The organism is uncultured Oscillibacter sp., from assembly GCF_910587525.1.
Taxonomy (GTDB): Bacteria; Bacillota; Clostridia; order Oscillospirales; family Oscillospiraceae; genus Oscillibacter.
Genome location: NZ_CAJULS010000080.1, coordinates 1 through 11,114, shown reverse-complemented (window position 1 = coordinate 11,114; position 11,114 = coordinate 1). Strand labels below are relative to the sequence as shown.

General features: G+C 62.5%; 8 protein-coding genes and 2 pseudogenes. 4 read left to right on the top strand and 6 right to left on the bottom strand.

All coding sequences use genetic code 11. The features are described 5' to 3' along the window. Window positions 1-522 (bottom strand): annotated as a pseudogene (locus tag QZ326_RS08385) (electron transport complex subunit RsxC); the annotation flags it as partial. A gap of 333 nt (window positions 523-855) precedes the next feature. Between QZ326_RS08385 and QZ326_RS08380 the strand changes: the two are divergent. Further along, a complete protein-coding gene (locus QZ326_RS08380) occupies window positions 856-1,716 on the top strand; it encodes a DUF975 family protein (RefSeq protein ID WP_295743849.1) in 861 nt (286 codons plus the stop codon). Between the two features lie 436 nt (window positions 1,717-2,152). Here QZ326_RS08380 and QZ326_RS08375 read toward each other — a convergent pair whose 3' ends face one another. Continuing rightward, a complete protein-coding gene (locus QZ326_RS08375) occupies window positions 2,153-2,725 on the bottom strand; it encodes an ECF transporter S component (RefSeq protein WP_295743846.1) in 573 nt (190 codons plus the stop codon). A gap of 110 nt (window positions 2,726-2,835) precedes the next feature. On the opposite strand from QZ326_RS08375, the gene QZ326_RS08370 reads away from it, so the two are divergent. Beyond that, window positions 2,836-4,224, top strand: a complete 1,389-nt coding sequence (locus QZ326_RS08370; RefSeq protein WP_295743844.1) for a PLP-dependent aminotransferase family protein — start codon at window positions 2,836-2,838, stop codon at window positions 4,222-4,224. Window positions 4,225-4,410: 186 nt separating this feature from the next. On the opposite strand, the gene QZ326_RS08365 is transcribed toward QZ326_RS08370, so the two are convergent. The 3 genes from QZ326_RS08365 to hemW all read right to left on the bottom strand — a co-directional run bounded on the left by QZ326_RS08365 (window position 4,411) and on the right by hemW (window position 8,152). Next, window positions 4,411-5,778: a short-chain fatty acid transporter gene (locus tag QZ326_RS08365; protein WP_295743842.1), complete on the bottom strand. Its 1,368-nt coding sequence runs from the start codon at window positions 5,776-5,778 to the stop codon at window positions 4,411-4,413. A 123-nt stretch (window positions 5,779-5,901) separates the two neighbouring features. Continuing rightward, window positions 5,902-6,930 carry a putative ABC transporter permease gene (locus QZ326_RS08360; protein ID WP_295743837.1) on the bottom strand — a complete coding sequence of 343 codons (1,029 nt, stop codon included), beginning with the start codon at window positions 6,928-6,930 and terminating at the stop codon, window positions 5,902-5,904. A 10-nt stretch (window positions 6,931-6,940) separates the two neighbouring features. Next, window positions 6,941-8,152, bottom strand: coding sequence for a radical SAM family heme chaperone HemW (hemW, locus tag QZ326_RS08355; RefSeq protein WP_295743834.1), 1,212 nt, complete (start codon window positions 8,150-8,152; stop codon window positions 6,941-6,943). A gap of 545 nt (window positions 8,153-8,697) precedes the next feature. Between hemW and QZ326_RS08350 the strand changes: the two are divergent. Together QZ326_RS08350 and spoVAC are read left to right on the top strand one after the other, a co-directional pair. After that, window positions 8,698-9,207 (top strand): annotated as a pseudogene (locus tag QZ326_RS08350) (helix-turn-helix domain-containing protein). Between the two features lie 191 nt (window positions 9,208-9,398). Beyond that, entirely contained in the window at window positions 9,399-9,839 is a 441-nt protein-coding gene (gene spoVAC / locus QZ326_RS08345; RefSeq protein WP_295743831.1) for a stage V sporulation protein AC, read from the top strand. Between the two features lie 34 nt (window positions 9,840-9,873). On the opposite strand, the gene QZ326_RS08340 is transcribed toward spoVAC, so the two are convergent. Beyond that, window positions 9,874-11,114, bottom strand: a 1,241-nt coding sequence (locus QZ326_RS08340; protein ID WP_295743828.1) for a uracil-xanthine permease family protein, incomplete at its 5' end; no start/stop codon positions are given.

Here is an 11,114-nt window from a genome sequence, read left to right as displayed (position 1 = left end):
CATGGTGCGGTGGTCGCCGGTGATGTAGGGCTCGCACTCCGCGCCGTTGATGATGACAGTGTCCACCTTGCCGATGCCGCCGGAGATCTTCACGTGGGTGGGGAAGGTCGCGCCGCCCATGCCCACGATGCCGGCGTTCTTCACGATCTCCACCATCTCGTCAGGGGTCAGGGCGCCGGGGCTGGCCGGGGCCTGGACCTCCTCGGAGAGGGTGTTCTGGAAGTCGTTTTCAATGATGACGGACGTGATGTTGCCGCCCATGGAATAGGGACGGGGCTCCACGGCCTTCACCTTGCCGGAGACGCTGGCGTGGATGGGGGCGCCCAGCCCCCGGAACTCGCCGATCTTCTGGCCCACCTTTACCTCGTCCCCGGCTTTTACCAAGGGGGTGCAGGGCGCGCCAAAGTGCATCGACATGGGGATGACCACCTCTGCCGGGGCTGGCAGCTGTTCGATGGCCTTTTCATTGGTTGCGGCCTTCATGTCGTTGGGATGAACGCCGCCAAAGAAAGCTTGTGCCATAGTCTTCACCTCATTTTTACTCCTGATAGCGGCCTTTCGCGCGGGGAAAGCCCCATCCACCGGCTTGGGACGGGGCGGACTACGCTCTGGCGCTTCTATCACATACTGTTCTCTATTCTACACCCTGTTTTGAGAAATGTCCAGACTGTGAACGACGGTTTTTGCTGGAATTCATCCTTTTTTTCATGTCATCCTGACGAATCGGGCATTTTTACCCTCTTTGGGGAAATTTTCCACTGTGCCGCCGCCTCTCTTGCCAAGCGTGCCGGAATGTGCTAAACTGTCGGCAGCGCCGGGCTGCCGGCGAGCTTTGGAAAATGGAGGTGTCCCACCATGATGGCGGAACTCATTGACAGAAAACGGCTGAAGGCGGAGATGCGGGAGCTGCTCAGCACCGCGCAGGTGTCTCCCAGGGGCATGGCGGCGCTGTATCTGGGGCTTGCGATGGTCCTGGGTGTGCTGGACTATCTGTCCGGCGGCGGCAATGCGGTACTGGACCGGAATCTTGTGGGCATCTTCGTCTATGTGCTGACCACTCTGCTGACCGCGGTGCTGGGCGCGGGCTTCTCTCTGTACTGCATGGCCGTCCGCCGGGGAGAGCGGGCGGAGTACCTGACGCTGTTTGACGGCTTTTCCTTTGTTGGAAAGCTCATCGCCCTGACCATTGTGGAAACTGTGTTCATCATGCTCTGGTCCATGCTCTTCGTCGTCCCCGGCATCGTGGCCGCCTACCGCTACCGCTTCGCCCTTTACAACCTGTATGAAAACCCCGGCATCGGCGTCATGGAGGCCCTGGACATGAGCAAGCGCCAGACCTGGGGCTACAAGAGCCAGCTCTTTGCCCTGGACTGGAGCTATTTCGGATGGCTGATGCTGGCGTCGCTGCCGATGCTGGTGATGCTGTTCCTGCTGTACCGGCTAATCTTTCAGATTGTCACCGGCCCCGTGCCGGATCTCCCCGCTGCCGAGCTGGTGGCACAGGCCATCATTCTGCCCATGTGGGCCTGGAGCCTGATCTCCAGCGCGTTTTCTCTGGTGGTGGGGCTGTTCTTCGTACCGAACCGGGAGTGCGTGGAGCTGGGGTACTTCGAGATTGCCAAGCGCACCTCCGGCGTGGGCCTGCGGGACGGCGGGCCGCCCCGGCTGGAGGACGATCCCAACAGCGGCTGGACCGGCGGCTGGGGACAGATGTGATTTTTCAGTTCTTGTTTGAAAATGTCAAAACGCCCAGGCGGCGGACCGTTTTCTGGCGCTCCGCGTTGATGTTCTCTGCCATGCACAAGGTATGGCGGTGTCAAATCGCCTTGACCGGCGAAAAGATCTCTCGCCGTTGAGCATTTCGCCATTGATCCAACAAGGCCTAATCATATAGAACATACAGCGGCCCGGCGGGTTTTAGAACCCGCCGGGCTGTCTGACTGCCGAAAACCGTGGAGAGTGATTCAACGGAAGGGAGGAGCGTGCGCTGGGAACCCGGGAGGGGTTCCCAGCGCCATTTTAATGGAGAGTTTTCAAAGTTTGAAAACTCTCCGCAGCCCGGCGAAAATACTTCTTCACCGGGCTGCGGCTTCCATTGTATAGGGGGTCAGCCGCAAATGAAGCGGGGAAGTTTAAGGGAGCCGCACCCGCCTCATAGATTGGGAAACTCCCTGCGCACATAGCCGCTGCGGCGCAGGGCCGCCAGCAGCAGCGTGGAGGCCGCCGCGCCGAAGGCCGCCTGCACCAGGTTGCTGGGAATGCCCGCGGAAGCTCCCGCCAGAGCTGTGCCGAAGGCGGTGCCCCCGGCGGAGACCAGGATGGCGTCAAACAGCCAATAGCCCAGCACCATGGGAACCTCCCCCGCCACGCCGCAGGCGATGACTCCGGGGACGCCCCGCCGGCGCAGGAGCCGGTACAGCAGTCCTGCCGTGATTCCCATGACGGCCTTGATGACCAGAGTGGCGGGGACATATACCGGGTATCCCCCCAGCAGATCCGCCAGGGCCGGGCCCACGCCGCCGGCTGCGGCGCCGTACACCGGCCCCAGGAAATAGGCCCCCAGCAGCACCACCGTGTCCCCCAGGTTCATATACCCGCCGGTGGGGGAGGGCACCTTGACGGCCATGGTGGCCGCGCAGCCAAGAGCCGCGAACAGCGCTGTCATCACCAGCAGCTTCGTCTTATTGGCGGCGGCCGCCTCCGGCCGTTCCAACGTTTTTTCCATCGTCTCCACTCCCTTTTTTGTTGGTTGATGTTGTCATCATAGCGTATCTGTGATATGATTAAAATATCCAATTATCAAAATTTTTATAAGGTCAGAAAGGGGACGTATTCATGCTGACCTACTCCCTGGAGGACCGGGGCGGGCTGCCCCTGTACGAGTACCTGTATCAGCGTATCCGGGAGGACATCCTGGAGGGAAAGCTGGCGGCGGGGGAGCGTCTGCCCTCCAAACGGGCGCTGGCGGAGCATCTCCAGATCTCGGTCATCACCGTGGAGAACGCCTACCGGCAGTTGGAGGCGGAGGGCTTTCTTCTCTCCCGGCCCCGGCGGGGGTTTTTCGCGGCCCCGGTGGAGCGGCTGGCCGCCGCTCCGGCGGTTCCGGCGGCGGTTTCCCGGGAGACAGAGGAGCCCGCCTGGCGGCTGGACCTGGCCAGCGGCCAGGTGGACGTGTCCCGGTTTCCGGTTTCCGTGTGGGTGCGCCTGACCAGGCAGGTCCTCTCCGAGGGTGGGGAGGCCCTTCTGACCCCGGTGCACCGGCAGGGACTGCCCGCCCTGCGGCAGGCCATCGCCAAAGATCTGCGGGACCGGAAGGGCATGGCGGTGGCCCCGGAGCAGATCGTGGTGGGCGCGGGGGCAGAGTACCTTTACCTCCTGTTGGCCCAGCTGCTGGCGGGGGCGGCTTTCGCCGTGGAGGACCCGGGGTATCCCAAGATCCGGCAGGTCTACGGCAAGTGCGGCGCCGCCTGCCTCCCGGTGCCCCTGGACGGCCAGGGGGTGGACCTGGATGCCCTGGCCGCCTCCGGGGCCGGAGTGCTCCACCTCTCTCCCTCCCACCACTACCCCACGGGCCTGGTGACTCCTATCGGGCGGCGGCAGGCGCTGCTGCGCTGGGCGGAGGGGCGGGACGGCGTCATCATCGAGGACGACTACGACAGCGAACTCCGCTTCACCGGCCGTCCCATCCCCACCCTCCAGAGCATTGACGACGGAGGGCGGGTGGTGTATATGAACACCTTCTCCCAGACCATCTCCCCCTCCATGCGCGTGGGATTCATGGTGCTGCCGCCAAGGCTGTTGGAGCGGTACCGCCGGGAGCTGGGTTTTTACGCCTGCACCGTCCCGGCCCTGGACCAGCATGTGCTGGCCCGCTTCCTGGCGGGGGGGCACTACGACCAGCACCTCTCCCGGATGCGCAAGGAGTACCGCCTCCGCCGGGACCGGGTGCTGGAGGCCTTCCGGGCCAGCTCCTTCGCGGGGCGGATCGCTATCTCGGAGCAGGGGGCGGGGCTTCACTTCCTCTTGCGGCTGGACACGGCCAGGTCCGACGGGGAGCTCCGCCGCCGGGGGGAGGCCCTGGGCGTGCGGCTGGGGTTTTTGTCGGAGTACGCAGCCCGGCCCCGGCCGGATTACGCCCACACCCTGGTGGTGAACTACGCCGGCTTGGAGGCGGCCGATCTGCCCCGGGCCATGGAGCTGCTGGCGGAGGTATTTGACGAATAGTTATCGTTAAAGTTTAGGGCCGCCTTTTTCATTTCAAAAGGCGGCGGGGTCTGGGGCAAAGCCCCGGCGGGTTTGGACTGAGCTCCAATCATTGCGCCGGCTGCAGCCGCAGTCATAAAAGGGCGCCCCCCGATTGAAATCGGAGGGCGCCCTTTGACTATGAGCATATGAACTTGTCCGCTGAAATCAGACGAGCAGGCCCCAGGCCAGGAAGCCCAGGCAGGCCACAATACCGGTGAACACAAGGACCACCACCAGGTAGCCCATGATGTCCTTGGCCTTCAGCCCGGCCACGCCCAGGGCGGGCAGAGCCCAGAAGGGCTGGATCATGTTGGTCCACTGGTCGCCCCAGGCGATGGCCATGGCGGCCCGGCCGGCCTCAACGCCCAGCTTGGCGGAGGCAGGCATGACGATGGGGCCCTGGACGGCCCACTGGCCGCCGCCGGAAGGCACGAAGAAGTTGACCACGCCGGCGGACAGGAAGGTCCACACGGGGAAGGTAACGGTGTTGGAGATGTCCACAAAGAAGTCGGAGATGATGCCGGCCAGGCACACTTCGTTGGCGTTAGTGGCGGTCATCAGGCCCATGATGCCAGCGTAGAAGGGGAACTGGAGCAGGATCCCGGCGGAGCCGGCAGCGGCGTCGCCGATGGCGTCCACATAGCGGCGCAGGTCACCGTGGGCCAGCAGGCCCAGGAACAGGAAGATGCAGTTGACGATGTTCAGGTCCAGCACGAAGGTCTTCTTTGTCCAGAAGAACCAGATGATGTAAATGATGCCCATGGCGCAGATGATGAACCACAGGATCTTGCTGTGCTCCATCTTCTCGGCAGGGGTCTCGATGGAGTACTCTTTCTCCTTCTCCTCCACCAGCACGGCGGGATTTACCAGCACGGTGTGCTCCTTGTCGGGGTGCATGGCGTAGTTCAGGAAGGGCATGGCGACCAGAATCACCAGGCACATGATAAGGTTCACGGGGTGGAGCATGGTCTCGCCGGACTGGGCCACGAAGGTCTGCCCGGTGGTGGCGATGGTATAGCCCTCGCCGCCCAGGGCCAGGGGAATGGAGCCGGAGAGGCCGGCGTGCCAGATCACGAAGCCGGAGTAGGCGGAGGCGATCAGCAGGGGGTAGTCCACGTCATTGACGCGGCGGGCGATCTCCTTGGCCAGCAGAGCGCCCACGATCAGGCCGAAGCCCCAGTTGAGCCAGCAGCAGATGGTGGAGACGAAGGTGGTGATGAGGATGGCGCCCTTCTTATCCTTGGCCATGCTCGCGATGGAGCTGAGGATCTTCTTGCAGACCCTGGCGGAGGCCAGTGCGGAGCCCAGCACCAGCACCAGGGCCATCTGCATGGAGAAGGCCAGCAGGTTCCACATGCCGATGGCGGTGCCGCCCCGGCCGCCCCAGGCCCAGATCATCTCAATGGGGCTTTGCATGGTGCCGATGCACGCGGCGACAAAGACCACGATGGTCAGGATGATGGCGAACAGGAACGGGTCCGGCAGCCACCGGTTCATGATGCGCACGCATCCGTTGGAAATTTTTTTCAGCATTGATTTCCCTCCCATATAATTGTGAAAAACTTGACACACAAGGTTGACAGTCTTATTATAGTCCCTGTTCACAATTTGTCAATATTTTTTCGCTGAAAAAGGGTAAATTTGCCGAATGGCCGGTTACCTCCGGCCGGTGAGCTCCCGCAGGGTCTCCAGAGCCTCGCCGAAGCCGCGGGCCGCGGCGGAGGGGTTGCCCCGCAGGATACGCAGGGAGCGGCGGTAGCTCCGGGGCTCCTGGGCGCGGATGACGGCCTCCCGCCGCCGCAGGCGGACGATGGCGTCCTCCAGGTCTGCCCGGCGCTCCTCCAGGGCCTCCCCCGTCAGCTCCGGCAGGCTGTCCAGGTGGTCCCGGCAGGTTTCCAGCGCCTTGGCGATGGTATCCAGAGCCTCCAGCTTGGCGGCGGTGCGGCGGCGGAAAGCCTCCTCCCAGGCGGCCTGGCGCTTTTCGGCCCGCTGGGCCCGGGCCCGGCGCAGGTCCTGGAGTTCCTCCTGAACCCGGCTTTGCAGTTTTTCCACCTCCGTCCGCTCCCGGAAGCGGCGCAGGTCGTCCTCGGCGAAGGCGGCAGCGATCTCCGCTCGCCGTGCCAGACGGCGCAGCTCCTCATTCTCCTCTGTCAGGCGGGTGAGCACGTCCTTGAGGTCCAGGGCGGCCTGGACGGAGCAGACCACATCCGCCGTGAAGGCAGCGGTGAGGGCCAAGGCCGCCGGGTCCACCACCAGGGCCGGGACCCGGACCAGCAGACGCCCGATGGGCGGGTGGACAAGGCGCACCAGCAGAATGGAGAAGAATCCCCAGGCGACGGAGCTGGTGAGGCAGATATGGCCGTTGAGATTGAATTTCTGGCCGGAGTAGTCCCAGTAGCGGACCTTGAAGATCCGCTCCATGGCCGCGCCGGTGACATACTCCAGGGCCGTGGCGGCGATCATGCCGAAGAGCCATACCAAATACAGGTTGTTCTCCACCGGGATGACGGCGAAGAGGATGATAATGGCCCCGGAGCCGTAGATGGGCAGCAGGGGCCCGTGGAGGAATCCCCGGTTCACCCACCGGTGCTGGTGGGCGGAGACGTAGCAGGACTCCCAGACCCAGCCGCACAGACAATAGAAGTAAAAGAGCAAGACCCACTGGCCCGCGGTGTAGACGTGCATGAAAGCCTCCTCAGTTCTCCACCCGGAAATCGCCCCTGGCGGCGGCCTCGGCCCGGCGGCGCTTCTCCGCCGCCAGAGCGTCCAGCACTCCGCCGATGATCTGGTTGGATACCAGAAATCCCCGGGGCGTCAGGTGCCAGCGGTCTTCCTCGCACACGGCGTAGCCCGCCTCCCGGCACTTCTCCAAAAAGGGCAGGAAGCACCGGAAGCGGCGGCGGAACCGGTTTTCAAACTCTCTGGGGTCCAGGCCGTACACGGTCCGAAGTCCCAGCATCAGCCATTCGATGTCCCGGTCCATGGGGGGAATGCGGTCGCTCTCCGACAGCAGGGGGCCGTTCTCCCGCACGCCCCGGATGTAGCCCTCCAGGTCCTTCTCATAGGCGTACCGGGCGCCGCCCAGGTCCGAGTGGGCCCCGGGGCCGAAGCCCATATACTCCCCCAGTGTCCAGTATTTCAGGTTGTGCCGGGAGGCAAAGCCCTCTTTGGCGAAGTTGGAGATCTCATACTGCCGGTAGCCCTGGGACGACAGATAGTCCACGGCGCAGAGGTACAGGTCCGCCTGGGCCTCGTTGTCCGGCAGCTCCGCCTCCTCCCGGCGGGCGAAGAGAGGTGTGCCCTCCTCCACCTTCAGCCCGTAGCAGGACAGGTGCTCCGGCCCCAGGGAGACAGCGGCCTCCAGACTCTTGCGCCACTGACTCATGGCCTGGCGGGGCAGGCCGTAGATCAGGTCCAGGGAGAGGTTCTGGAACCCCGCCTTCCGGGCGGCCTCCACGGCGGCGGCGGTCTGGTCTGCCGTGTGGACCCGGCCGATCTCCAGCAGCTCCTCGGCGCAGGCGGACTGCATTCCCAGGGAGATGCGGTTGAAGCCCGCCTTCCGCAGGGCCTTCAAGGATTTCCAGTCCCCGGCGGAGTCGGGATTGGCCTCCAGGGTGATCTCCGCGTCCTTTGTCACTCGGTATTTTTTCAGGATGGTTTTCAGAATCTTCACCAGCCGCTTCTCCCCCAGATAGCTGGGGGTGCCGCCGCCGAAGTACACCGTGTCCGCCAGATATCCGGCGGCGTAGGGGGCCAGCTCCGCCAGGTGGGCGCACAGGGCCTCAGTGTAATCTTCCATCCGGGCCTCGTCGCAGCCCGGCAGAGAGTAGAAGTCGCAGTAAGTACACTTCTGCTTGCAGAAGGGGATATGGATGTACAGCCCCAGGGGCTTTTTCTCCGGTTTCATGAGCGGTCCCTCCAAAGTTTACTGTGAACAATATAACGCGTTTCATTTGGATTTGCAAGGACGCATCTGTCCCTTCAAGAAAAATTCTGCCGCCTCGGAACTGCAGAGCAATTCCCCAAAATACTGAGAAAAGTTCAGCGGTCCGGGAAAGGCATAGCCGCGTTGCCGGCCCTGGCGGGCGTCAGCCCGCCCGCGTCCTCCGCTTTGCTCTGCACTCCCTGTCCCCGCTTCCTTTTTTCTCATGATTTCTGACAACTGCTCTGGGGAGCGTCCGGCCGCGCATTTTATCATCCGGAATTTTGGGCTACGGCCGTGGTTTTGCAGGGCCGGGACAGTGCCTGGCCCCTACGTCAAATCTTTGAAACGGACACTCCCGGTCAATAGGTGATGACGGGAAGAATTTATCAGGCGTGAGCTCCTCCCTGCCGGCATATCCGGCAGTATGCCATGGCGGTAAAACAGGAATGTTAATATGCGTTGCTTGCGGCAACGGGCAGTTCTTTGGATAATAGCGCTAACAACAGAAAGAAAGGCGGTCATCACTCATGTTAAACGAGAACATCAAAATCATCAGGAAATCAAAAGGACTTTCGCAGGAAGAGCTTGCGGTCAAGCTGAATGTGGTGCGGTAGACAATCTCGAAATGGGAGCAGGGATTGTCAGTTCCCGATTCTGATATGCTGCTCTCCATATCAGAGGCGCTTGAAACGCCCGTAAGCACTTTGCTTGGAGAAACCGTTATGGAGTCGAAGGCGGATGACTTAAAAGTGATTTCCGAAAAACTGGAGATCATAAATTTACAGCTTGCGCAAAGGAAGACCGCGAGACAAAGAACGCTGCATTGGCTGTTGATCTCATTGTGTGCGGTCATCATAATAATGTTTGCTGTCTTAAAAGCATTCAACAGCCCCTACCTGGGCTGGAATTACGGCGATCCTGAAACCGCCGTTGCCGGAGCAGCTTTTCACGCGTTTGAATGGCTGTTTGTCAGGCTGGCGCCGATGATTCTTATAGGCGCAGTCATTGGAATTTTCTTGACACGGAAGAAGGAATAAAACTGCTGCTTTTGGGGTGCGCCCCGTTGATGAAAATTTCAGTTCAATGGCATGGCTGTCCTGGAAAGGGCGGCTGCCTGTTCAGGCAAGCCGGCGAAATTTAACTATGTTAGCACGGAGGGCAAAAGGGGGAATATTCTGCCGTATACCGGGGATACTACACAAAACTTTCCAGAAAAGAGGGATTCCCCATGGATCTGACACCCCAGGAGTACCAGCAGTATGTCAAGCAGCGGGCCCAGAAATCCCCGCTGGTGAAGGACGTGGTTCTGGCCTTTGTGATCGGCGGTCTGATCTGCGTGCTGGGCCAGCTGATTCAAAACGGCTGGGCCGCGGCGGGGCTGAACCAGGAGGACGCGGGCACCGCCACCTCCTGCTCCCTGGTGCTGCTGTCCGCCCTGCTGACGGGGCTGAACCTGTACAATAAGATTGCCCGGTTCGGCGGCGCGGGGACGCTGGTGCCCATCACCGGCTTTGCCAACGCCGTGGTATCTCCGGCCATCGACTTCAAGAGCGAGGGCATTGTCACCGGCATGGCGGCCAAAATGTTTCTGGTGGCGGGGCCGGTGATTGTGTTCGGCACCCTGGCCAGCGTCGTCTACGGCGTGGTGCTGATGCTGACAGGCGGATAGAAAAAAGCCGGGCGGTCTGAACCGCCCGGCTGATTTATTTGTCCTCCTTGGGCAAAATCAGGTTCAGCGCCACCGCCATCAGCGTGGCGATGACCACCGGGGACTTGCCGAAGATCATGGTGAAGCTGTCCGGGAACTGGCTCAGGGAGGCGCTGGCCTGGGAGATGCCTACGCCCAGGGCGGCGGAGAGGCCCACGATGGTGGTGTTCCGGGCCGTCAGGTCCTGGGAGGCGATGAGGCGCATTCCCGTCATGGCGATGGTGGAGAACACGGTGATGGTGGCGCCTCCCAGCACGCATTGGGGGATGGTGGTCAGCACCGCCGCGAACTTGGGGGAGACCCCCGCCAGCAGCAAAAACGCTCCCGTCAGGGTGAACACCGTCCGGTTCACCACCTTGTTGGTGGTGACGATGCCTACGTTCTGGGAATACGTCGCCGTGGGCAGGCCGCCGAAGAGGGCCGCCAGGATGTTGGCCGCACCGTAGGCGATGATGCCGCCCTGGAGCTCGCTGTCCGTGGGGTCCCGGTCCATGCCGCCCACGGTGGTGGCGGTAAAGTCGCCGATGGCCTGGATGGAGTTGATGGCGAACAGCAGCCCCAGGGCCACGCAGGAGGGCAGGTCAAAACTGATGCCGAAGTGCAGGAAGCGGGGCAGGGAGAACCAGGCGGCGTCTCCCACGTCGGCAAAGCTCACCATGCCGAAGCACAGTGCCGCGATGTAGCCGAAGAGCATCCCCAGCAGGATGGAGGCCAGTCTGCACACACCCCTGCCCTTGTTGTTCAGAATCATCACCGCCGCCAGAGTCAAAACGGCGATGAGCCAGTTCTGCCAGGAGCCGTACACCATAGCCTCCGGCAGTCCCTTGGACATCACGGACTCGTAGGTATTGCCGGTGCCGCCGGCCATGTAGTTGATGGCGGTGGGATAGAGGGAGAGGCCGATGGTGAACACCACCGTTCCGGTAATCACCGGCGGAAACAGCAGCCGGATCTTTTTGACAAAGAGCCCCACGATGACGGCGATGACGCCGCCTGCGATCATAGCTCCCGCGATGGCCGACACCCCGCCGCCGGAGGCGGCGATGGCCTGCATGCTGGGCAGGTAGGCAAAGCTGACGCCCAGAATCACCGGAAGGCCCGAGCCGAACCGCCCCCCGATGGGGAACAGCTGGAGGAGGGTGGAGACGGCGGACATGATCAGGGATGCCTGAATCAGAAGGACCCGGTCCGCCTGGCTGAGGCCGATGGCCCCGGCGATGATGATGGGCGGCGTGA

Bases quoted from the DNA above. Each gene is read 5' to 3' on its own strand.
- QZ326_RS08380 (WP_295743849.1), top strand. From the start codon at position 856: ATGATGGCGGAACTCATTGACAGAAAACGGCTGAAGGCGGAGATGCGG.
- QZ326_RS08375 (WP_295743846.1), bottom strand. From the start codon at position 2,725: ATGGAAAAAACGTTGGAACGGCCGGAGGCGGCCGCCGCCAATAAGACG.
- QZ326_RS08370 (WP_295743844.1), top strand. From the start codon at position 2,836: ATGCTGACCTACTCCCTGGAGGACCGGGGCGGGCTGCCCCTGTACGAG.
- QZ326_RS08365 (WP_295743842.1), bottom strand. From the start codon at position 5,778: ATGCTGAAAAAAATTTCCAACGGATGCGTGCGCATCATGAACCGGTGG.
- QZ326_RS08360 (WP_295743837.1), bottom strand. From the start codon at position 6,930: ATGCACGTCTACACCGCGGGCCAGTGGGTCTTGCTCTTTTACTTCTAT.
- hemW (WP_295743834.1), bottom strand. From the start codon at position 8,152: ATGAAACCGGAGAAAAAGCCCCTGGGGCTGTACATCCATATCCCCTTC.
- spoVAC (WP_295743831.1), top strand. From the start codon at position 9,399: ATGGATCTGACACCCCAGGAGTACCAGCAGTATGTCAAGCAGCGGGCC.